Source organism: Flavonifractor sp. An91 (assembly GCF_002159225.1).
Taxonomy (GTDB): Bacteria; Bacillota; Clostridia; order Oscillospirales; family Oscillospiraceae; genus Flavonifractor; species Flavonifractor avicola.
In genome coordinates this window covers 75,079-98,603 of record NZ_NFHA01000003.1, presented here as the reverse complement: position 1 = coordinate 98,603, position 23,525 = coordinate 75,079, and the positions used below count along the sequence as shown (strand labels likewise).

Below are 23,525 nucleotides of genomic sequence, written 5' to 3'. Positions count from 1 at the left end.
AGCGATGACAGACCGGCTGCGCTTAAATATGCTCCGGTATATTCCGACGATTGTAGAGGATGCGGCGCACTTCCATTATATCTCCAATCACAACGTAAAAAATGACATAGTTTTTCACGTAGATCCGGTAGTACGGATATTGCCGCTCCTTTGCCGAGTGATACGGCTCAAATGCTTCCGCACAAGTGGTACGCTCTCGAATGGCCTCCTGAACGGCATCAACCAACTGGTCAGCCGCTATGGGGTTCTTCAAACGATACGCAATATAGTCCACAATGCCTGATAGGTCATCTTCAAATAATGGCAAAAACCGCAGCTTATAGTGCTTTCCGTTCATGGAGCCGACTCCTCACTCTGCCAAACACTTCTTCTTCCGTATAGCGGACACTGTCTGCCGCCGCAGCCCGGTCAGCTTCGTCCAGGCGCAGCTCCACTTCATCCGTCAATGCGGCATACTGCTCCAGGCTGAGCACCACCATGGAACCATAGCCATTTTTGGTCAGGTAAACCGGCTGACCGCTCTTGACCGTTTCCTCAATCTCGCTGAATTTGTTGCGCAGATCGGAAACCGGACGAATATCCAGCATAGAAAAGCCCCCTTTCTGGCATGGCTATATTTTATCACAATTACGCCACATTATCAAGGCGGCAGACAATCTTACCATATCCAAAACTCTATCACCTGGAGGTGAATCAATTTGGACAACAACTGGGTTGTAGACAACCTTCAAAACGCATTTACCACATGGAACACCAAAATGGAGGAAATGTGGGGCCTGCTGACCCAGTCGCCGGAAACCTTCAAGGGCGGCACGATCTGGAGCACTATCGTCACCATCAATGGCGGTATGCAGGCCATCGGTTATGGCCTTCTGGTGCTGTTCTTTGCTATCAGCCTTTTTCGGAGTGCGGCCAGCTTCCGGGACTTCCAGCGACCGGAATATGTGGTGCGCCACCTGATCCAATTCGTATTGGCAAAGGTGGCCATTACTTACGGAATGGATTTTCTGACGAAAATCTTTGCGGTGTGCAACGGCATTGTAGCGACCGCAGCGGGCAGCATCGGCGGTGCCGATGGAGCCTCCATCACCATGCCCACCGAAATCATTGATGCCATCAACAGCCTGGGCTTTCTGGAGAGTATCCCGCTGTGGTTGGTCACGCTGCTGGGCAGTCTCTTTGTAACGGTACTAGCCTTTATTATGATCCTCACGGTCTATGGCCGCTTTTTCAAGCTCTATATGTACGCCGCCCTTTCGCCCATCGCCCTTTCCTCCTTTGCGGGAGAAAGCACCTCCTTTATCGGCAAGTCCTTTCTCAAAAGCTATATCGGTGTCTGCATGGAGGGGGCCGTGGTGGTTTTGGCCTGCATTATCTTTACGGCCTATGTCTCCAGCGGCACCCCCGTCATCGACGCTGAGGCAGCAGTCATCACCCAGGTCTGGAGCTATCTGGGCGAAACCATCTTCAACCTTCTGGTGCTGGTTGGACTTGTAAAAGCCGCCGACCGCATCGCCAAAGAAATGTTTGGAGTGTGATCTATGGAAATCAAAATCAACAAAGAAATCCTGACCTATCAGGAAACCATCTTCTTCGGCCTGACCATGCGGCAGTTTTTCTGCTCCGCCCTGGCGGTTGGAACCGCTCTGGGGCTGTATGCTTTGCTTAGCAGGTTCATGGGCCGGGAATCGGTGAGCTGGATCTGTATTCTGGGGGCCGCTCCTTTTGCGGTGGCTGGCTTTTTCCAGTATAACGGCATGAAGCTGGAGAAATTCGCCTGGGTGTGGTTCAAGTCCTGCTTTCTGCTGTCCAATCACCGTGTTTGGAAATCACAAAACCGCTTTATCCCCGAAACCAAGCGACAGGAGGGAAAAAGGAAATGATTAAGCCCTTTAAGGGGAAAAACCCCAATCTTGAAAAGTTTTTTATCCCCCGCAGCGTCCAGCAGTCAATCCCCATCAAAAAAGTGCATAAGGATGGTGTCTTTGAAGTCGCCGGTCTTTACTCCAAGACCTGGCGATTTTTTGATGTCAATTATGCGGTAGCTGGGCCGGAAAAAAAGGAGGCGCTGTTCCTCAGCTACTGCGCTTTCCTAAACTCCCTGCCGGTGCGGGCGCTGGTGAAGATCACCCTGTTTAACCGTACCATGAACCAGCAGGAGTTTAGCCGCAACCTGCTGATGCAGATGGCTGGTGACGGCAAGGATCGCTACCGGGTGGAATACAATGACATTCTGACGGAAAATGCGGCAAACAGCAACAATCTCACCCAGGAGAAGTACATCACCATTTCTGTGGAGCGAAAAAACATTGAGGAGGCCCGTGCCTTCTTCAATCGTGTGGGCACGGAATTGAGCACTTACCTGTCTCGCATGGATGTTATGGTGCGGGATACCAACGTGGTGGAGCGTATGCGGCTGTTCCATGACTTCTTCCGTCCCAATGACCCGGACTTTCAGTTTGACCTCAACCGCATCGCTCACCGGGGTAATGACTTCCGGGACGCCATTGCCCCGGACTGCATGACTTTCTATAAAGACCACTATGAGATTGGAGATCAGGTGGGCCGTGTCCTGTTCCTCCGGGATTATGCCAGTTTCATTAAGGATGAGATGATTACGGAGCTGAGCGACCTACCCCAGAACATGATGATCTCCATCAACCTTCTGCCCATTCCCACCGATGAAGTGGTGAAGGAGATCCAGCGGCGGATCATGGCCATTGAATCGGACGTAGGCCGCTTTACCCAGCGGCAGAATTCCCTCAACAATTTCAACGCTACCATCCCGTACCACCTGGAGCAAAGCCGCCTCCAGACCCGTGAACTGATGGACGATGTAACCACCCGTGACCAGGGCCTGATGCTGGGACAGGTGACCATCACCCATCTGGCCGACACGCTGGAGCAGTTGGATCAAGACACCGAAACGCTGGTTTCCATCGGGCAGGGCCGTGGCTGTCAGATCTCCACCCTCAAATACCAGCAGGAGGACGGCCTCAACACCGTGCTGCCCTATGGCCTCCAGCGGGTGGAGGCCATGCGCAGCCTGACCACCGAGAGCACCGCCGTCCTTATGCCCTTCAAGGCCCAGGAGATCCAGGATAAGGGCGGCGTTTACTATGGTGTCAATGCCGTGTCTCACAACCTCATTATCTGCAACCGGGCCAACCTTCTCAATGGCAACGGCTTTATCCTGGGCGTTTCCGGCTCCGGCAAGTCCATGGCGGCAAAGCAGGAGCTGACCTCCCTGATGCTCGGCACCGACCATGACATCATTGTGGTAGACCCGGAGCGAGAGTACGGCCCTCTTGTTCGGGCGCTGGGGGGTGAGGTCATCACCATCTCGGCCTCCAGCGACCAGTGCAGTTACATCAACGCCCTGGACTTGTCGGCGGAATATGGCGACGGCAAGAATCCCCTGGTGCTGAAAAGCGAGTTCATCATGTCTCTATGTGAGCAGCTGATGGGCAATCAGGAAATCGGGGCCAAAGAAAAATCCATCATCGACCGCTGTACGGCCAATATCTACCGGGAATACATCAAGGACTTTAAGGGGGAGCCTCCCACCTTGAAGGACTTGCACCGTGATCTGATGATGCAGAAAGAGCCTGCCGCCCACGATATTGCCCTGGCTCTGGAGCTGTTCACCACCGGCACCCTCAATGTGTTCTCTCATCAGACCAATATCAACTCCAATAACCGGCTGCTGTGCTTTGACATTCAGGATTTGGGCGAGAACCTCAAACCCGTGGGCCTGCTGGTCATGCTGGACGCCATTTTCAACCGTGTCATCCGTAACCGGCAGCAGGGCCGGTACACTCACGTCTATATCGACGAGATCTACCTGTTCTTCTCCAGCGGCTCCGGGCGGGGCCAGAGCAGCATCAACCAGTACAGCGGTGAATTCCTCTATAAGTGTTGGAAACGGTTCAGAAAGTATGGTGCCATGCTGACCGGCATCACCCAGAATGTGGAGGAGTGTCTGCGATCCGAAACAGCAAAACTCATGTTTGCAAACAGTGAATTCCTCCTCATGTTCAACCAGGCCGCTACGGATCGGATGGAGCTGGCCAAACTGCTGGGCACCTCGGATACCCAGATGGATCATGTGAATAATGCTCCCGCTGGTCACGGCCTGATCAAAGTCGGCGGTGCCATCGTCCCCTTCGTCAACGACTTTCCCAAGGATACGGAGTTGTACCGCTTGATGAGCACTCGTCCGGGCGAGGGATAAGCTATGGCTGACATTAAGAAAAAAGGCTCCATGGACAAGCCAAAAGTGAAAATATCCGGCTTTGTTCCCAAAGAAGCCAAGTCCATCATCAAGGAGAAGTACCAGGAGCAGCAAGAACGCAACGCACCGGGCCAGAAAGACCCGGTGCGTTATGCTACCGATCATGTGGACGGCGGCGGAAAGCGGGTGGCAAGAACCGCAGGTAACGCCCTCAAGCAAAAGGTAAAAAAAGAGTTTGTCCGACGTCGCCGGAAGAAAGTGACACAGGATACGAACACCGTGTCAGAACAGCCTCAGACAAGCAGTTCTCAACCTGCAAACACCCCTGGCGAAGCGTTGGGGCCGAATACTGACACCCCTTTGGATTCAAACCATTTCGACAGCTATGAAAGGGCCGAATCGCCCACAAAATACTATCGGCATGACTTGTCCACAACTTCCACCGATTTTTCCACAACTAATAGTGCTCATCCAAATAGTGACACACAAAATATAGGAGGAAGGCAAAAGGAACTCGGACGCAAAAAGGCCATCAAGGACGCTCAGCGGTCAAAGGCAAAGAAAGCGGAGCAGATTAAATTTAGTACGAGAGATCAATCCCACTTAGCAGAGCCAAACAGACACGACTCCCCTGGAGGCGGCGAACGTCCCCTTCCTAATGCAGGCAATAAAAATGCTGGTTCTTTTGACAAGCCCTGGCGGAACGGTGTCCAGTCCCCCGTAGGCCAGAGAGAAACACCGGATTTTAAGATACCTGCCGGAAAAGACAGGAACCTAAAAACTTTGGGCCAGAAACCCGGCAATAAAGCGCCCCGCTCTCTTAAAGTGGATGGAAACCGGCCAAAACTGGGGACTGCGCTGCAAAAAAGAAAGACACCCTTTCAGCACAGCAAGACCGTCCAGCGGCAACTATCCCCGGCGCAGCAGGCTAAGGCCCTGGCCCGCCGGAGGGCGCAGAAAGAAATGGTCAAAAAGGCCGGTCAGCGGACAAAACAGGCTGCGGCCAAGGCTGGAAAACTCACCATGCGGTTCGCCCAGGCAGTTGGGCGGGTGGCCCTGGCTGCGGTTAAGGGGGTTTTGGCTGCTGGTGGAGGTGTGATCCTGCTGATCGTGCTCCTCTGCCTAATTCTTGTGGCCGCTATTGCAGCGTCCCCCTTCGGCATTTTCTTTGCGGGGGATGGCAGTCAGGACGGTGTACCCGTATCGGTTGCCGTGGCCCAGGTCAACTATGCCTACAATGAAACCCTGGAGGAATTGCAGACAGCGGAGAGCTATGACGATGTTGTGATTGAGGGAACCGGAGCGGACTGGGTTGACGTACTGGCCGTCTTTGCGGTAAAGGTTGCCGGCAGCAATGACACAGACGCCACAGACGTAGTGACCCTGGACGAGAACCGGATCGACCGGCTGGAGGCAGTCTTTTGGGATATGAATGCCGTTGCCCATGAAGTGGAGGAAATCGACCACCCGGAAAGCAGTGAGGGGGCCGATGACGGATACACAGAGCGAATCCTCCACATCACCATTACAGGCAAAACGGCAGAAGAAGCAGCTGCGGAATATAACTTTACGACTCAGCAACTTGAGATGCTTCAGGAACTGCTGGAGGAACGGGAGATGCTGGCGGACTTGATTGGAAGTCTGATGAACATAACCGCCGATGCCAAGGATGTCCTTTTGAATCTGCCGGAGGATCTGTCCCCAGAGCGTGAGGCGGTCATCCGTGCGGCCTGTTCCCTGGTGGGGAAGGTCAATTACTTCTGGGGCGGTAAAAGCCTCGTCCTGGGTTGGGACAGCCGCTGGGGACGGCTCACAGAGGTCACAGCGGCAGGGAACAGCACCACAGGCACCTACCGGCCCTATGGCCTGGACTGCTCCGGGTTCGTGGACTGGGTGTTTTACAACGCAACAGGTGGTGAGTACATCATCGGCCATGGTGGCGGTGCTATGGCGCAGCACAGCTACTGTACCAACATTTCTTGGGCGGAGGCGCAGATTGGTGATCTGGTCTTTTACCCGGAGGATACCCATGTTGGGATCGTCTGCGGCTGGGACGAGAGCGGCAATATTCTGATCCTGCACTGTGCCTTCAGCGCCAACAATGTGGTCATCACCGGGCAGGAGGGGTTTACCTCCATCGGCAGGCCAGTTTTTTATGGAGGTGCATAATGGAACTTGTGGCACTATTGGCAAAGCAGAAAAATTGCACCTACATTTCCGATTTGAGATTCCTCCCAAAATCTGACCGGCATTTCCCTCAACTCAAAGAGGTTGACATTTCTGCCTACTCAGATCGGGAGTGGATAGAGGCTGCATGGTATGTTCTTAATCGTAGGTGCAGAAATAGTATGCAGGCTCGTCGGCTTTTGATTGGATAAAACTGGGGGCTATGGTATTGCCATAGCCCCCAGTTTTTTATTTATCTTCTTTGATATGCTCCATTATATCCTCAACGTTGCAATCTAATATTCCGCAAAATACATCAATCGTGTGTGTACTTACGCTCTCATTTCTCTTTAAGCGAGTAATTTGCGCAGGGCTTATGCCAAAATTTTTTATCAGCGCATATTGCGTGATTCCTCGTTTCTTCATAGTCACCCACAGTTTTTCATAAGAAATCACGATGCACTAGCCCCCTTTTATTTGAATATTAACCGAACATGGTATATAATCATATTAACCAAAATCGGTTATTCCTATGAAAGGGGAGAATTACAGGTGAATGAGAAAACTTGTTGTGTGACTGGGCACAGAGATATTCCCGAAAAACGAATCGATTATGTGAAACAAGCACTTAGGCATGAAATCTTGTCAGCGCTTGAGGATGGATATACTCGGTTCATATCCGGCTTTGCTGAAGGAGTTGACCTCATGTTCGCTTCTATCGTGGCCGAAGAAAAAAGGCAGCACCCGGAGTTATTTTTGGAGGCAGCTATTCCCTATGCAGGGAAATTAAAAACGAAAAATCAGCAGTTCCACGAACTGTTGCGGGCCTGCGATGGGGTTAAGGTAGAATGCGAAAAGTATGTTCCATCCTGTTTCATGCAACGAAATCGCTATATGGTACACCAGTCACAGCTGGTAATTGCTGTCTATGATGGGCGTGATCACGGCGGGACTCTATTTACCATGCGCTGTGCACATACGCTTGGCAAAGAAGTTCATCTTATAAAGGTATGAGCTAAATTAAAACTGTGGACAACATTTCGGTTGGCCACAGTTTTTCTTAATCATAATTCTATCTTAACTTCTAAACAATTCTATTTGAAATGAAGGAGCCTATTGCCGATTTCAAATAGCAACAGGCTCTCCAACTATCGTTATTCTTCCTGAATCTTGAGGCCAAGACGCTCGGCAATTTCTTCCGGTTTCAAACCAGCCTTTTGCGCCTGCTTCATCAAATCCTGGATCTTCTGTTTTTTGGTTTTTCTCGGCTTCCGAGGCGGCTTGGGGGAGAGAATATCTGCCTTTTGCTTGTTCAAGCCTTCAATCCGGGCCTGGACTTTTGCAATTCGGTCATCAAATACTGCAATAGATTCTTGCTTCTTAGCCTCAATCGCCTGGATCTGATTGCCGAGTTCCTCAATTTTGTTATCAATCTCGGCAATTCGTTCTTCTGTGGTACGCCGAACTCTTTTGTTTTCGGTATCAGGCATTATAATCACCTACCTCGATATAAGAATACCATACGTATCAGTCACTTTCAATAATGATCTATTAACTACTTTATGCTGCTTGACACTCTGCCGGGAGTATGGTACACTTTAGAAGAAACTCTACCGGCTATATGGTACACAATGGAGGGGATTTAATGGGCAGGCAAAATTACATGACTATCACAGTGGCCGACACCGTTCAAGAGATGTTTAATGACTTTGTGTCGGAAAAAGGAATGACAAAAACCGCCGCACTCAATGATGTTTTAGAAATGTATATGCTCGCTAAAGACGAGGAGCTATACCTGAGATTAAAGAAAAAATATCTTCATGTGGAGGAAGTGAAAGCTATGATTGCTGATCGAGACAGTATCCAGATGGATGGTTCAGATTATATTTTTATGAAATTAGGGCTTTCTACGTCTAGTGGAGTTACTTTAGATGGTGAAGAAACGATGGCGTTATATATTTCAGATGAAGCTAAGCGTGGATATACTTGGTTCTCCACGCAATCACTTTTCTTCGGAATGAGTGACACTAGAGTGAAGTGGTATAACGATAGGATTAAATCCGGGAAAAGCGTCAAGATTCTCTTTGCTATCAACAATGAACACTACGATAACGACATCGCATTTTCAGCCAATGTTGAAGAAATTTTTTCCGCAAAAACTCCTGTGTCTTGCCCAGATAACACCAATTACCCTGCTGAATTTCATGGTGAACTTGCAAGAATTTGGCTAAAACTCTCACATATTTGTCATGAAACTCAAATCACTGCTGAAATGCTCAAAATAACAAGCACAGGGCGCAGCTTAAAACAGACGATCTCAGATTCTCAATATCATTTTGGATATGTTTCATTAAAAGATTAAATGCGTGACCACTAGGCAGGCCCAACGGAGAGCGATTTCCGTTAGGCCTGTCATCATACTCAATACAGTCTTGAATTCACGTCTAACCGCTCTATTGCTTTTATGATATAATAAAAAACCACACAAACAGATTTTAACTTAGAAAATATATAAGAGCTGGCTAATAGACCGTCAGGAGGAACTCAGCATGGCAGAATCAAAGGAACTTATTCATTATCAAAACAAGCTTTGTCAAGCATATGACCAACTTGATTTTTCCAAGGAACCTAATTTTCAAGAATGCCGAAATGTTATAATATCTGCCCCCCCTGTATTTCATGACGAATTGCAGAGTAAATACTGCGACTTGCTTTTAGATAGCTTGACAATGGGGTATCTCAGATATTCAGAGTTAATGAAATGCGATGTTATGAAAGATCCCTGCTTTATCGAATATCGAAATTCTGTTATAAGATTATCGGACGGTGACCCCATCAAGCAAATATATTTTGCAGTAATTGATTTACTTACCGGAAAATCTGGAGCAATTAACAAAAGGCTCGCACAGTATGTTCCTGCGAAGATAAAGCGTTATTTGGATGAAGATGAAGAAATGTCATGCTCAGACTTTATTTATTGTCTGGTCTTACCGCTAAAAGAAGGCATTCCTGGGATGTGGAGTTATTTGAGAAAACTGCTTGATAGACCCGGCGTATGTAAGGGTATTCCAGAAATGTGTGAGGCATTGGAAAGCGTTTATTACGGGACAAAAAATGAAGATATTGCAGATGCGCTGTTGCGAGTGTTGCAAACCAATAGAGATATATATTTGGCGAAAGAACTATTGGGATACACCTATTATAATATGCAGATGTGGAACAACGCTCTATCGTATTTAGAACAATATGAGGATGTTAAAGATCGTGTAGGCATATTCTATACGGACAATATTTACTTTTGGATGGCTTGGTGCTATGGAAAAAAGCGCAACTATCAGTTAGAAGAAGCATATTACAGAAAAACATTAGAAGTTTTTCCAGAGGCAGAAAACGCCTTGAATAACCTGGGATATTGTTTGTTTAAGCAGAAGAAATACCATGATGCTGAAGATGTATTTCGCAAATGTTTATCCGAGAAAAGAGATACACGCTTTGCGGCAAACAATCTCGTTCGTACTTATTTGGGATTAGGTCAGCAAGAGAAGGCAAAAGAATTTGTTCAGAAAAGTGGATATAAGGTGTCAAAACAACTCGTTGCTAGAATTGGACGTCCCCTGGCAACCAAAAAATGTGATGTGGATACAGATTCACAAGATAGTGCAGCAGACACTTCCACGATTAACATAGGAATAAAAAAGCATCAATTTACCAGTGAAAAACTTCTTGAAGATGAACTAATTCAGAGAATGGAACAGGGTATTCCGGTTTTCGGCCTTCCACTAAAGGTCTATCAAAAAAGAGGCGTGTACGGCAGACAATTTATTCTTCGTACTGGTAGACTTGATATTTTGGCAACGGATAATAACAACGACCTTTATGTGATTGAGCTAAAAAAAGACTCCGGTTACGATGATGCGTACACACAAACTAAAACATATATTGAATGGGTAGAAGCAGATATTGCGAAGTCCGGACAACACGTTTACGGCCTTATATGTTTGAATAGCCCTACTGCTGAACTTAAAAGAAAAGTCAAGCAGGATTCCCAAATGCGTCTTTTTGAGTATAGCATTTCCTATACTGAAATTTGAAATTCAAAAGCCTCTATTTTCGTATAGTTCTTTACTGAATATCACCGCCTAGATAAACGGGAGCTGCCCAATAAGCAGCTCCCGCTTATCTGTTTCAACGTTGCCTTTTTCCCTAAAATCTGACATAATAAACAAAAGAAGTACCTGGACAACGGAGGGCATACGTCATGCTGCAAACACCGTTTCATGCCTATTACAAGGCTCGGCTCTTGGAGCAGTTGCCGGAAGAAGAACAGTTCCTCCCGGTCTTTGCATCATCGGATATTGAAATCTATCCGTTTCAGATTGCAGCGGCCAGCTTTGCCCTGCGTTCACCCTATCAGAAGGGGGCTGTCCTGTGTGATGAAGCCGGTATGGGCAAGAGCCACGAGGCCATGCTGGTCATCAATCAAAAGTGGCTGGAGGGATGCAGCCGGATTCTGCTGGTGATCCCCAATGCTGACCTGCTGCACCAGTGGACGGAAATGCTGGAGCGATTCTATACCGTTCCCTATGTGGTGCTGACCAGCCGTAAAGAATGGCAGGCCCACAGCGCCCCTGACCATCCCAACGCCTTTATCCAAGATGCCATTGTCATCACCACCTACGACTTTGCCGCCGACAACGAGGAAGCCGCAAAGGTGGTCAACTGGGACTTGACGGTATTTGAAGAAGCCAATGCCCTGTCCCCGGTCTACCAGGAGGACAACAAGCAGGCCAAGGCTCTCAAACGGATCGCCGGTGACTCCTTCAAGCTGTTGCTGACTGGCACCCCCATCGAAAAGAACATCATGGACTTGTACGGCCTGATCTGGTTCATCGACGAAACACTGCTGCCGGGAGAAAAAGAGTTTCTGGCCCGGTATCTGCGCCGACCGGAGAACTACCCGGAACTCAGCGAACAGGTCAGCCGCTATTGCTTCCGCACCCTCCGTTCCCAGGCCAAGCACTACGCCAAGGTGACAGAGCGTGTGCTGCTGACCGTGGAGCACACCCCCGGCAAGGCAGAGCGGCAGCTCTATGACCTGCTGTATGCCTACATCAACCAGCCGGAAAAGAAAGCCTTTCCTGAAATGAATCAATATGACCTGGCTCTACGGCTGTTGGGCCTGTTGGGTTCCTCTACGGCGGCGATTCTGCAAACCATCAAGGGTATCGCCAAGCGGCTCCAGGGGCTGGAGAACGCAGCGGAGGAGCTGACACAATGGCAGGAGATGCAGGCCGTGGCCGAGGGCATCTCCCAGGACGCCAAGGCTGGTGAACTGCTGACCGTTCTGAAACAGGGATTTTCGCTGATGAAGAGAACGGGAGCCGGACGGAAGGCCGTTATCTTCACCGAGAGCGTGGAAACCCAGAAGATGCTCCTAGATCTTCTTTCCGGCCAGTACCGCACCCTGGCCTACAACGGCAGCGCCGATTACTCCGTGATCCGCCAGTTCAAAGAGGAGGGCGAGGTGCTGATCTCCACCGACAACGGAGCCAAGGGCTTCAACCTGGAGGAAGCCGCCTTTATCATCCACTACGACCTGCCGTACAACACCCTGAAGCTGGAGCAGCGGATCGACCGCTGCCACCGGCTGGGCCAGGAGAATGATGTGCTGTCCGTGGCCTTCATTGACAAGAACAACTTTGCAGATGTCCGCAAACTGGAGCTGGTCAACAAGCGGATGCTGGTGACGGATGGTGTTTTTGGCATCACCGACGATGTTCTGGGCGGCTTTACCGATGATGTGAAGGGGGCCTTTCCGGTTATTGCCCAGCGGCTGCGGCCCAGGGCGCAGATCGAGCAGGCATACCGCCAGACCCTGGACACCCACGAGGAAGATAACCGGCAGACGGTTTCCGCTGCGGAGGACATTCTGTTTACCACCTTCACCAAGGAGCTGGCCGACAAGGTGAAGATCAATCCCAAGTATGTGAACCGCCGCAGCCTGGAGCTGAACAACGACCTTTGGGAGATTGCCAAATGGTTCTTCAACCGTTACAATGAAAAGAACGACGATTGCTATTTTGTGATCGACGAAGCCAACCGTACCATTACGGCTACGGAGTATCAGGAACTGCCAGTGCTGTTCTATTACTGGACGGGGAGCCGGAACCGGCCCTACCACAGTCAGAAGGTGTATGGCATGGCAAAGGATTTCAAACCCAAGGCCGGACAGCTTACCTTGTCCAGCATCATAGGCCGTGGGATTCTCCACGAGCTGGAGAGTGCCAATGAGGGAGTGCTGACTGTTCCAACAGTGCCGGAACCGTGCCAGATTGCCCTCTATACCGTGACCCTGGTATCAGACTCCAGCCGCACGGAACACGCCGTACTATGTGGCCTAACGGAGAGCGGCAAGGCCCTGGACGATGCAGCCTGCCGCAGCATCCTGGACTTGCCGGTGGAGGGCTACACCGAGGATGAGCGGAGATCTCCCCACTGGTTAAAAGGGAGCAGCCGTCCCCACCCGCTGGATAATTTGGTGCCAAAGGAGGCGCTGCTGGAGGCGCAGTTGGAGCGTTTGTCTCCTGCCCAGGCCGAGGAAATGGAACGGATGAAGCAGCAGGTGTCCGCTGATAAGGCGGCATTGATTCGGGAGCTGAACACCCTGGACAGCCAGGTGCAGCAGGCGCAAACGGAGCTGGAGGCCGTCACCAGCGACCGGCTGAAACGGCTGGCCGCACAGAAGAAAATCAACCAGTTTCGGCAGGAGTACATGAAGCGGCAGGAAAGCCAGTTCTTTGACGCCATGCGGCTGGATATGGAGCTGGAAGAAAAAATAAAATCCTTTGCCGACAAGGAAAAACTGACGGCAAGGGTGCAGAGAGAGTTTGTGGTGAAAGTTGAGGTGTGATAAATGAATTTGGATATAGGAAAAGTTTTAGATGTATCTGCAAGAGTATCCTTCGCAGTTTGTTTTGCCTGCATGTTCTTACTTTTCTTTCCTGCAATTCTTTTACCATTTGATATTACTGTGTTTAGAGAAAAATATGGGATATGGATTTTTATTGTGTTTGCGGTATCTGCGTCGCTGCTCATATCTCACATTGTTAAACATATTGCTGGTTTAGCCAAACGAAAGTTGGATCAAATCAGCACATGGAGGACATATAAATATATTTTAAAAAACCTTTCAGATGAAGAAAAAGTTTACTTGAAGCGTTTTTTTGACAAAGGGCAAACTGCCATTGTTTTTTCCATGGTAGATCCTGTGGCACAAAAGCTTAAAACATTTAGGGTTATTTCCCAGCCTTCTGGAACAAGTATGGCCCCGCGGGGAATGTCCTTGGGCTTTATTCAACCTTGGGTATTTGAAGTGCTTCGCAAGCATCCCGAATACCTTGAAGTATCCGAATTGAAAACTCAGGAGGTACAAGAAAATGCCTGACATGATGGACGGACTTTCCATGAACATAGAACAAACCAACCTGGACAAGCTGCGCGCGGTATTCCCGGAGTGCGTCAGTGAGGGCAAGCTGGACATTGACAAGCTGCTTTCTTTGTGCGGGGAGTACATCGACAACGATTTTGAGAAGTACAAGTTTGAGTGGAAGGGCAAGGCGGACTGCCTGCGGCTGGCCCAGAAGCGTTCCACCGGCACATTACGCCCCTGCCCGGAGGAAAGTGTGGACTGGGATACCACGCAAAACCTCTACATCGAGGGCGACAACCTGGAGGTTTTAAAGCTGCTGCAAACGGCCTACTACCGCAAGGTGAAGATGATCTACATTGACCCGCCCTACAACACCGGCAACGATTTTGTCTACGCCGATGACTTTGCTGACCCCATGGCCCGGTACAAGGAAGTGACCCAGCAGACCACCAAGAGTAACCCGGAAACCATGGGCCGCTATCACACCAACTGGCTCAACATGATGTATCCCCGCCTGCGTCTGGCGGCAAATCTTCTACGGGACGATGGTGTAATCTTCATTTCAATAGATGATGTTGAGATTGATAATCTCAAAAAGCTGTGCAACGAGGTTTTTGGCGAAGAAAATTTCGTGGCTCAATTTATTTGGCAAAGCAGGCAGAATAAAGACAATCGAAATATTACTGGTGTTTCAATAGACCACGAATATGTTGTGTGTTATACAAAACAATTTGGACACCGAGTATTCCGTGGAACTGACAGAAAAACAGAACAATATAAGAATCCTGATAATGACCCTCGTGGCCCCTGGACAAGTGCTAATATGGTGGGCCTTGCTACTGCCGATGCACGTCCAAATTTGCACTATGATTTAATCAATCCGGCAGATGGGAGAAACTACGGATGCCCCGAAAAAGGCTGGCGATATGATCGAAACACCATGAATCGGCTCATTCAAGAAGGACGGATTATTTGGCCCGACAACCCAGAGGGGCGTCCACGCAAAAAATCATTCTTGAACGAACTGTCAGATAATCTCCCTGGTTTTTCATCTATTTTCAACACTGGTATTTACACAAATACTGCGACCAAGGAAATTGGCGGATTGTTTAATAGGTATTTATTTGATTTTCCAAAGCCAGTTGAGATTATTAAACAACTAATTTCCCAAGTGTCTAATGCAGACGATATTATTCTCGACTTCTTCTCTGGCTCTGCTACCACCGCCCATGCGGTGATGCAGCTCAACGCCGAGGACGGCGGCAACCGGCGCTTTATTCTGGTGCAGCTCCCCGAACTGTGCGACGAAAAGAGCGAGGCGTACAAGGCCGGGTACAAGAATATCTGCGAGATCGGCAAAGAGCGAATCAGACGGGCCGGAAAGAAAATTCTGGAGGAACACGCACAAGTTACTATGGAAGGGGACAAGCAGTCTCTGGATGTGGGCTTCCGTGTCTTTAAGCTGGACACGTCCAATCTGAAAACCTGGGACGCCACCCCCATTGAGGACGAGCAGCTCGATCTGCTATACCAGCGGATGAACACCATGATCCACCGGGTAAAGCCGGAGCGCACCGACTTGGATATGATTTATGAAATCATGCTCAAGCTGGGAGTACCGCTGACCTACTCCGTAACCTCGTTCTCCGTCAACAACAAGACAGTGTATGGCGTAGGCGATGATTACCTGCTGCTGGTCTGTCTGGCAGAGGATGTGCGGCCGGAGGACGTGGAGCAGATGACCGAATATGCCCCGGCAAAAATCATTATCTCCCGTGACAGCTTTGCTGACGATACCGCCATGGCCAATGCCTACTACATCCTGCGAGATCATGGGATTGAATTGAAGTTGGTGTAAGAAAAATGAAAAGGCTTCTAAAACATCCTGTTATCGTTGCAATTATCCCAGTTATCCTCAGCTTTATATTGACAGTGCTTTACGATATGGTAAAGAACAGGCAACTTCTAAGCACTGCTAAAAATATTTTATCCTTCATAATAAACTGTGTAACTTCCTTCCTCCAATTCAACATTAAAGTTTGGTGGATAGTAGTTGCAATGGTAATTATTATAGGAATACTGTTCATCCTATTTAAGATTGGCAACGCTAAGAATTATAAGCAGTCGAATCCTTTATGGATACAATACCAAAAAGACAGTATTAACGGTTGGAACTGGGAGTGGAAATGGCGTCGAGATTCTTTTGGAAGATATTATGTAGATGACCTACATCCGGTATGCAATTATTGTGGTTCACCTTTGGTGTATGGCGACGATTTTTGTGATTATCTAAAATGTGTAAGGTGCAACCGAAGATTTCAGCACGGAATTCCTCAAATAGATCATATAAAAATGCTGATTAGCGATAATGTCCAGCGAGGACTTTTCCCTAAATCGGAGGATCAACAGTGAAACTAAAATTCAAGTCCCAAGACTTCCAAACCCAGGCAGTCAACGCTGTGGTGGATTTGTTTACCGGCCAGGAGAAAACCCAAAGCACCTTCTCCGTGGTGGATGAGCGGCAGACATCCCTTCTCCCGGAAATGGGCCAGGGCAACGCCCTTTATATCGACCAGGAGACTATGACTGCCAATATGCACACCGTCCAGAAGCGGAACAACCTGCCCCTGACCCCTTCGGCGGAGGACTGCCAGTTCTGCATCGAGATGGAAACCGGCACCGGCAAGACCTACGTCTATACCAAGACCATCTTTGAGCTGAACCGCAAGTACGGATTCACCAAGTTTGTCATTGTGGTGCCGTCGGTGGCTATCCGGGAAGGTGTCTATAAGTCCTTTGAAATCACCAGGGAGCATTTTGGCCTGCAATATGACAATGTGCCGTGCCGATACTTTATCTATAACTCTGCCAAGCTGTCCGATGTGCGGCAGTTTGCCACCAGTTCCAACATCGAAGTGATGATTATTAACATCGACGCTTTCAAGAAGGCGGAGAATATCATCAATCAGGCCCAGGATCGGCTCAACGGTGAAACGGCCATGGGCTTTATCCAGAACACGCATCCTATCGTCATCATCGACGAACCCCAGAGCGTAGACAACACCCCCAAGGCCAAGGAAGCCATTGCCACGCTGAACCCCCTGTGTGTACTGCGGTACTCCGCTACTCACCGGGAAAAAATCAATCTGCTCTACCGTCTGACCCCAGTGGATGCCTACCAAATGGGGCTGGTCAAGCAGATCGCCGTGTCCTCCAATCAGATTGCCGGTGGCTTCAATCAAGCCTATGTGCGGCTACTTTCCGTCAGCAACGACAAGGGCTTTAAGGCCAGAGTGGAACTGGATGTGAAGGGTAAGACCGGAGCCGTGACCCGCAAGGCCATTACCGTCAAGCCGGGAGACGATTTGTTTCTGCTGTCCGGGCAACGGGACTTGTACGAGGGCTACACCATCGCTGGAATTGACTGCACCCCTGACTTTGAGCATATCGAGTTTGGTAATACCCAGGAGGTCAAGCTGGGCAAGGCCATTGGCGATGTGGACGAGAATATCGTCAAGAAGGCGCAGATCCGGCGCACCATCGAAACCCACCTGGACAAAGAGCTGCGGTATCTGGACAAGGGCATCAAGGTGCTGTCCCTGTTCTTCATCGACAAGGTGGACAAGTACCGCCATGAGGACGGCACACCCGGTATCTATGCCACCATGTTTGAGGAGTGCTATCAGGAGCTGATAGCGAAACCCAAGTATGCCGTCCTTCAGGAGCGATTCACCACGGATGTGAGTAAGGTACATAACGGCTACTTCTCCCAGGACAAAAAGGGCCGTCTGAAGGACACCAAGGGCGACACTCAGGCCGACGATGACACCTACAACACCATTATGCGGGACAAGGAGTGGCTTCTCAGCTTTGAGTGTCCGCTGCGGTTCATTTTCTCCCACTCGGCACTGCGGGAGGGATGGGACAACCCCAACGTGTTCCAGGTCTGTACCCTGATTGAGCAGAAGTCCACCTTTACCTGCCGTCAGAAGGTGGGCCGTGGCCTGCGCCTGTGCGTCAACCAGGACGGCGAGCGCATCGAGGACAAGAATATCAATGTCCTTCACGTCATGGCCAACGAGAGCTTTTCCGAGTTTGCTTCCACCCTCCAGAAAGAGATCGAGGACGAAACCGGCGTCAAGTTCGGTGTGCTTCAGCTTAGTCTGTTTTCCGGCATGGTCTATGAGGCCCATCGGGACGTGGAGAAGCAGGTAACGACCGAACAGGCCCAGGCGGTAGTGGAGGCCCTGAAAACCGCTGGTGTGATTGATGAGGCTGGTCAGGTGGCCGCTGCAATCAAGCCCAGGGAAATCGAGCTGCCCAAGGCGCTGGAGCCTGTCAAAGAAGTGGTACAGGAAATCGTGGAAAAAGCCCAGCCGGTGGCGGTGGAATCTCTGGCCGGAACCACCTATACGGAAACCGTGGTGGAGGAACACACTGTCACTCACGAGGAAGCAACCGAGCTGCTGCAACATTTTGAGCAAAAGGGGTATATCACCAGCACCGGCAAGGTCAAGGACACCATGAAAAACGCTCTGAAAAACGGAACCCTTGACCTGCCGAAAAAATATGAAGCTGCCAGAGAGCGGTTTGAGCAGATTATCGCCAATGCCGACCGGAAGCCCCCGGTGCGGGATGCTTCCCGTGATGTGGTGGTGCGGCTCAACAAACAAGTCATGCTCTCCCCGGAGTTCCTGGAGCTATGGAACAAGATCAAGCAGAAAACCGCTTATCGGGTGAGCATTGACACCGAGCAGCTTGTGGAGAACTGCGTCAAAGCTATCCGGGAAATGCCCCATATCCCCAAAACCCGACTGGTGTCCCAGACCGCCGGCATCCATATTGAACAGGCTGGAATCAGTCACATAGAACGGGAAATGCGGACAATGGATATTGCCAACGACTATCAGGCCCTGCCGGACATTATTACCGCCATCAGCGATGAAACGTTGCTGACCCCGGCCACCGTCAACCGGATTCTGGTGGAGAGCGGACGGTGCGGGGATTTCCTCAACAACCCGGAGGCATTTCTGGAGCAAGTCGTAGAGCTGATCCGCAGCCACCGCCACGCCCTGGCTATCGACGGTATCCGCTATGTGAAGCTGGACGGCCAGGAATATTATGTGCAGGAAATCTTCGACACCACTGAGTTGCTTGCTAACCTGGATCGGAACGCCGTAAAGGTGGAACACAGCGTCTATGACTATGTGGTTTACGACAGCTCCACGGTGGAGAAGCCGGTTGCCGTGGCCTTGGACAACGACCCGGATGTGAAGATGTTCTTCAAGATTCCCAGCCGATTCAAAATTGAAACCCCCATCGGCACGTACAACCCCGACTGGGCTGTGTATCTCAACAAGAATGGCGAGGAAAAGCTGTATTTCGTCCTGGAAACCAAGGGTGATACCAGCTTTATGCACTTGAAAACCAGTGAGCAGCTAAAAATCCACTGCGGCAAGGAGCATTTCAAAGCGCTTAACGCCGGTGTGGAGCTGGAGACTGCCACCAGTTGGACGGAGCTGCGAGGGCGGCTATAAATAGAAATTATGACACAATGCAAAAGGGAAACCTGGACTGAATCCGGGTTTCCCTTTTTGCGTTTTATTCAGGTCTTTCTGCAACTCCATAGTCGATCAAGATATTTTCATCCCCATGAGTAGGATAGACAATACCCATCATCTCGTAGTCGTAGCGTTTGACCTTACGGAATGGCTTTAACGGTTCGGGAGCATAGGCAGCAGTCTGGCACCCCTCGTATTCCGGCATACCAGCCAGATCTTGAGACGCTGCTTCGACCAGAGCCTCCGTGACTTCATAGATGTCTGTACCAAATTCCACAGCCACCAGTTCGTGTTTTGTCACATCCTTCTCTATGCTTCCAGGGGATCGGTACAGAAGATATTTCATGTCGCTCAAACCTCCTCCTGTTGTTCTGCCTACCATCATTTTAGCGTGGGAACGTAGGAAACGCAATATGAATTAAACCTAATTTCAGTAAAAGCACTGTTTTCTTTCCATTTGTCAGCAAATTTCGACCTTCCGACTGTGTTATCATTCTTTCGACCTCAACTGTATGATATATTAAAAGTTTTATAGAAAGAGTGATCTCGGTGCGCAATTCTTTTTGAATCAAAACAACTGTATAACCCGTGGCATAGAAAAGAGGATTTTCTAGACCGTCCGCTGAAACGGAAAAGAAAATCCTCTTTTCTTTTGTTATTTGACAGACCCGGCCCCGGGGAATCCGTTTGTGTTAGGCATATCGAATTTTGTCGTAAAAACGATGAGATTCGATATGCCTTTTTTTATTTGCAGTTTGATTGGTTTACAGCGCACTGGCATCCCTCCATAGCAGCGTACCCGTAGCAACTTCTTTGAATACTTCAAAACAATTCAAAGGAGTTGCCAACATGAAATTTATTGATTTGAGAAAAGAATACCCCCATCTGGATTCTACATACTCGGAATATCCTGTTTCCTACAAGATTGACGCCATGTTTGAGCAGTGTCGTCTTGCTGACCAGGCCCTGGAGAAGCGGAGAAGCCGAAACGGGGATGTGGTATCTCTGGACAGTGAACCGGGAGTGGAGGCTCACATTTTAGAACAAGTACCTGGGCCGGAAGAAGAAACGATGCGGCATATCCAGAACGAAGAACTTTACAAAGCTATGCGGTCTATCCCCAGAAAACAGGCAGACCGGATCTATGCCTATTACTTTATGGACATGACCTTGGAAGAAATCGCCGCTGCGGACGGCACCTCCGTACAAGCGGTCTATTACAGCATCCAGGCTGGCAAAAAGAATCTCAAAAAGATTTTAGAAAAACTTTTCAAAGAGACTTAAAAAATCGCCTCCAGATGTCCTTGTTAATAGAGGGGTTTTCACTTCTCGGTGAACCTTGATAATGGAATATCGGCAGCATGAGCAGGTACGTCACTGTGCCAATGCAATTTTTCGTTTACCGCCATGACCATCGGTCACACCGATGTGAGCGATTTGTAAGCGATACGCCTGGGTGCTTATGGCTCATTCAGGAGGAGAGCAGCACAGACATAATGGTACTTCCGAACGGTGGCCTCCCACGTAAGCGGGGGAACCCTACGGCGCACGGTACGACCGACGCTGTGGAGTTATGAATCGTCCTCGCCACGGACAACCTGCCATGTTCCCATTTCGCCAGGGGCTCGATAAATATGGCGATGAATATGACCGGCATATTCAAAGTCAGATACCACGCACTGGCAGCACACGCTGCCAGTGCGTTCATGTGGCTTTGAATCCGAACATCATAGTATCCGTTCAAAAGGCATAACTTACCGAGAAGGAGGTTTGAGCATGAATGAGATTGACCGTGAGATCGGGCTTGTTCTTTTGAAGCGACTGTGGCAGCGGAACTTTATCTCAGAGGATCTTTATCATTCTGCCAGTCATTCTCGGTTTTTTGACAGAAAGCATTTCACCCATTATGCTGAAGATAAGCCTTTACAAGTACAAGAGCAGAAGGGGGATCAACGGCATGATGACCATTAGAAAGCTGCGGGAACAGTTACGGATGGGCAGGTCTATCTACGACCTTTCCCTGCGGGTTACATATTATGCCCGTGTATCTACGGAGAAAGTGGAGCAGCAGGGAAGTTTGGAAAACCAAGTTCAATACTACACGGAATTCATTCAGAAAAATCCCAACTGGACATTCGTACAGGGGTATGTGGACGAAGGTATCTCAGGAACCAGCACCTATAAGCGGGAGAGTTTTCTGCGGATGATTGACGACGCCCACCGGGGCTTGTTTGATTTCATTATTACCAAAGAGATCTCCCGATTTTCCAGAAGTACATTGGACAGCATTCAGTACACTCAGGAACTGCTGGATGCCAATGTGGGCGTTCTCTTTCAAAATGACAACATCAATACCCTGGATACGGATAGCGAGTTTCGCTTGGTGGTGATGGCAGGGGTGGCCCAGGATGAGGTGCGGAAGCTGTCCGAGCGTTTGAAATTCGGGTTCCGACAGTCCATCAAGAACGGTCATGTTCTGGGCAATAACCGTCTGTGGGGGTACGATAAGAAGGACTGCAAGCTGACCATTATCCCGGAGCAGGCTGAGGCGGTGCGGCTCATTTTTGAACTCTACGCCACTGGGAAGTATGGAATCCGAAAGATCTCTCAGGAGTTGACCCGGCGAGGACACACCAGCCTGCTGGGTAATGAGTTCAATCAGCTGACCATCCGGCATATTCTGACCAACCCTAAGTACAAGGGATGGTACTGCGGCAACAAGACCCAGTCGCTGGATTACCGAACCAAAAAGAAAGCCTTTTTGGACGAGAGTGAATGGGTTATGTACCCAGATCCCAACATCCCAGCCATTGTTTCGGAAGAGTTGTGGGATCAGGCTAACGCCATCTTCAAGCAGCGGAGCCGTGAGGTTCGGACAAAAGCCACCAGTTACCACAACCGTTATCCATACAGTGGGAAAATCATTTGCGGCAGACACGGCACCAGCTTCCATCGCCAGTCCTTTAAGACCCAGAAAGGAGAGACGGAGTTCTGGCGCTGCAAGACCTACCGCCAGAAAGGAAAGGATGGGTGCGATCTACCGGGTATCCGTACCCATGAAGTGGATCAGGTCTTGGCCGACCTCTTTGAGAAGGTGGTTACAGAGAAAAAACAGATCATCCGGTTGGTGCTGGACAGCATTGGGGAAACCTCGTGCGGGGTGGATTACTCCGCTCAGATTGGGCGGATCGAGGTGCAGATCAGCCAGATCGGGGAGAAGAAGGATAAGCTGCTGGAGCTGAGCATGGCGGATGCTATTACCCTCCAGGAGTTTAAGGAGCGCAACGGACGCTTCAACCGCCAGATCTCCGCCCTAGAGGAACAGCGGATGTCTCTGTGTCAGCAGGAGCAAATGCAAAAAAGTACGGAGATTGACCCAAAACTCCTGGAAAAGGCCCTGTGGGAAGAACTGAACTTTACAAATGGAATCCAATCTGAAGTCGTGGCGACGATCCTGGATCACATTGTGGTGTTGGAGCAAAGCGACGATAAGCAGATCTATTTAGAGATCTATCTCCGGCTGGGGCAGCAGGCTTCAGCCCATTTTCAGCGGGGTGGATTAGTCTCTTGCAATAGTCCTTTAAGAAGTACTATACCCCCAATGGGGATCAGGACGACTTGATTTCTATTGGTACCATTGGGCTGATCAAAGGAATTGGTACCTTTAAACCGGATAAAAAAGTACGGCTGGCTACCTATGCGTCCCGCTGCATTGAAAATGAGATCCTGATGCACTTTCGTGCCCAGCGTAAGACCCAGGGGGAGGTATCTTTGTCAGACGCTATTGATGGAGACGGGGACGGGAATTCGCTTTCTCTAATGGATACCATCAGTGTGGATGACGATATGCTGGAGGAGTTGGATGCCAGAGACGCGTGTATCCAGGTGCGGGAATGTGTAAAGAAGTGCCTGGATGCCCGGGAGGCCGCTATCATTACCCTCCGTTACGGATTAAATGACCGTAAGCCCCTGACCCAGCGGGAGGTGGCTGCCAAATGCGGCATTTCGCGGTCCTATGTATCCCGCATTGAAAAAAAGGCGCTGAAAAAACTGGAGACAGCCATGGGGACCCAGCGGTAGGACTTTACGCGGCGGTGATTGTTGGGTTATAATAACAATAACTGTCTTGCCTTCG

20 protein-coding genes are annotated in these 23,525 nt (G+C 49.7%); 15 read left to right on the top strand and 5 right to left on the bottom strand.

The genetic code is table 11. The annotated features are described in order from the left end of the window. Positions 1 to 22 precede the first annotated feature (22 nt). Both B5G42_RS03285 and B5G42_RS03280 read right to left on the bottom strand, forming a co-directional pair. Positions 23 to 337 (bottom strand): type II toxin-antitoxin system RelE/ParE family toxin, encoded by a 315-nt coding sequence (locus B5G42_RS03285; protein ID WP_087266577.1) that lies wholly within the window; start codon positions 335 to 337, stop codon positions 23 to 25. Then, on the bottom strand, positions 318 to 587 hold the full coding sequence (locus tag B5G42_RS03280) for a type II toxin-antitoxin system Phd/YefM family antitoxin (protein WP_087266575.1): 270 nt from the start codon (positions 585 to 587) through the stop codon (positions 318 to 320). Before B5G42_RS03280 ends, B5G42_RS03285 begins: the two co-directional genes overlap by 20 nt. A 111-nt stretch (positions 588 to 698) precedes the next feature. Between B5G42_RS03280 and B5G42_RS03275 the strand changes: the two genes are divergently transcribed. From B5G42_RS03275 to B5G42_RS03260, 4 genes are all read left to right on the top strand, one after another. Then, positions 699 to 1,538, top strand: coding sequence for a hypothetical protein (locus tag B5G42_RS03275; RefSeq protein WP_087266573.1), 840 nt, complete (start codon positions 699 to 701; stop codon positions 1,536 to 1,538). 3 nt (positions 1,539 to 1,541) lie between these two features. Further along, positions 1,542 to 1,883, top strand: a complete 342-nt coding sequence (locus B5G42_RS03270; protein WP_087266571.1) for a PrgI family protein — start codon at positions 1,542 to 1,544, stop codon at positions 1,881 to 1,883. Next, on the top strand, positions 1,880 to 4,234 hold the full coding sequence (locus B5G42_RS03265; RefSeq protein WP_087266568.1) for a VirB4-like conjugal transfer ATPase, CD1110 family: 2,355 nt from the start codon (positions 1,880 to 1,882) through the stop codon (positions 4,232 to 4,234). The genes B5G42_RS03270 and B5G42_RS03265 overlap by 4 nt, the downstream gene beginning before the upstream one ends. A gap of 825 nt (positions 4,235 to 5,059) precedes the next feature. Further along, positions 5,060 to 6,403: a C40 family peptidase gene (locus B5G42_RS03260; RefSeq protein WP_242961115.1), complete on the top strand. Its 1,344-nt coding sequence runs from the start codon at positions 5,060 to 5,062 to the stop codon at positions 6,401 to 6,403. 246 nt (positions 6,404 to 6,649) lie between these two features. Here B5G42_RS03260 and B5G42_RS03250 read toward each other — a convergent pair whose 3' ends face one another. Continuing rightward, positions 6,650 to 6,856, bottom strand: coding sequence for a helix-turn-helix domain-containing protein (locus B5G42_RS03250; protein ID WP_087266564.1), 207 nt, complete (start codon positions 6,854 to 6,856; stop codon positions 6,650 to 6,652). On the opposite strand from B5G42_RS03250, the gene B5G42_RS03245 reads away from it, so the two are divergent. Beyond that, complete coding sequence (locus tag B5G42_RS03245) at positions 6,764 to 7,414, top strand: SLOG family protein (protein ID WP_343286685.1); 651 nt, start codon at positions 6,764 to 6,766, stop codon at positions 7,412 to 7,414. The genes B5G42_RS03250 and B5G42_RS03245 overlap by 93 nt on opposite strands. Before the next feature lie 140 nt (positions 7,415 to 7,554). Here the strand turns inward: B5G42_RS03245 and B5G42_RS03240 are convergent, their stop codons facing one another. Continuing rightward, positions 7,555 to 7,890, bottom strand: coding sequence for a hypothetical protein (locus B5G42_RS03240; protein WP_087266561.1), 336 nt, complete (start codon positions 7,888 to 7,890; stop codon positions 7,555 to 7,557). Positions 7,891 to 8,021: 131 nt separating this feature from the next. Here B5G42_RS03240 and B5G42_RS03235 point away from each other — a divergent pair, with 131 nt between their 5' ends. The 6 genes from B5G42_RS03235 to B5G42_RS03205 all read left to right on the top strand — a co-directional run bounded on the left by B5G42_RS03235 (position 8,022) and on the right by B5G42_RS03205 (position 19,366). After that, positions 8,022 to 8,762, top strand: coding sequence for a hypothetical protein (locus B5G42_RS03235; RefSeq protein ID WP_242961114.1), 741 nt, complete (start codon positions 8,022 to 8,024; stop codon positions 8,760 to 8,762). Between the two features lie 187 nt (positions 8,763 to 8,949). After that, entirely contained in the window at positions 8,950 to 10,491 is a 1,542-nt protein-coding gene (locus tag B5G42_RS03230; protein WP_087266557.1) for an endonuclease NucS domain-containing protein, read from the top strand. 167 nt (positions 10,492 to 10,658) lie between these two features. After that, positions 10,659 to 13,310, top strand: a complete 2,652-nt coding sequence (locus B5G42_RS03225; RefSeq protein ID WP_242961113.1) for an SNF2-related protein — start codon at positions 10,659 to 10,661, stop codon at positions 13,308 to 13,310. Between the two features lie 3 nt (positions 13,311 to 13,313). Then, the gene (locus tag B5G42_RS03220; protein WP_087266555.1) at positions 13,314 to 13,844 is read left to right on the top strand and encodes a super-infection exclusion protein B; all 531 of its coding nucleotides are present in this window, start codon (positions 13,314 to 13,316) and stop codon (positions 13,842 to 13,844) included. After that, positions 13,837 to 15,687, top strand: a complete 1,851-nt coding sequence (locus B5G42_RS03215) for a site-specific DNA-methyltransferase (protein WP_087266553.1) — start codon at positions 13,837 to 13,839, stop codon at positions 15,685 to 15,687. The genes B5G42_RS03220 and B5G42_RS03215 overlap by 8 nt, the downstream gene beginning before the upstream one ends. A gap of 550 nt (positions 15,688 to 16,237) precedes the next feature. Beyond that, positions 16,238 to 19,366: a type III restriction-modification system endonuclease gene (locus tag B5G42_RS03205; RefSeq protein WP_087266549.1), complete on the top strand. Its 3,129-nt coding sequence runs from the start codon at positions 16,238 to 16,240 to the stop codon at positions 19,364 to 19,366. Between the two features lie 64 nt (positions 19,367 to 19,430). Here B5G42_RS03205 and B5G42_RS03200 read toward each other — a convergent pair whose 3' ends face one another. Beyond that, on the bottom strand, positions 19,431 to 19,736 hold the full coding sequence (locus B5G42_RS03200; RefSeq protein ID WP_087266547.1) for a carboxylate--amine ligase: 306 nt from the start codon (positions 19,734 to 19,736) through the stop codon (positions 19,431 to 19,433). Between the two features lie 503 nt (positions 19,737 to 20,239). Here B5G42_RS03200 and B5G42_RS03195 point away from each other — a divergent pair. From B5G42_RS03195 to B5G42_RS03180, 4 genes are all read left to right on the top strand, one after another. Next, positions 20,240 to 20,674: a sigma-70 family RNA polymerase sigma factor gene (locus tag B5G42_RS03195; protein ID WP_087266545.1), complete on the top strand. Its 435-nt coding sequence runs from the start codon at positions 20,240 to 20,242 to the stop codon at positions 20,672 to 20,674. Between the two features lie 492 nt (positions 20,675 to 21,166). Beyond that, a complete protein-coding gene (locus B5G42_RS03190; protein WP_087266543.1) occupies positions 21,167 to 21,361 on the top strand; it encodes a hypothetical protein in 195 nt (64 codons plus the stop codon). Further along, a complete protein-coding gene (locus B5G42_RS03185; RefSeq protein ID WP_242961112.1) occupies positions 21,348 to 23,012 on the top strand; it encodes a recombinase family protein in 1,665 nt (554 codons plus the stop codon). The genes B5G42_RS03190 and B5G42_RS03185 overlap by 14 nt, the downstream gene beginning before the upstream one ends. Next, positions 23,009 to 23,470, top strand: coding sequence for a sigma-70 family RNA polymerase sigma factor (locus tag B5G42_RS03180; protein ID WP_242961111.1), 462 nt, complete (start codon positions 23,009 to 23,011; stop codon positions 23,468 to 23,470). Before B5G42_RS03185 ends, B5G42_RS03180 begins: the two co-directional genes overlap by 4 nt. Positions 23,471 to 23,525 lie beyond the last annotated feature (55 nt).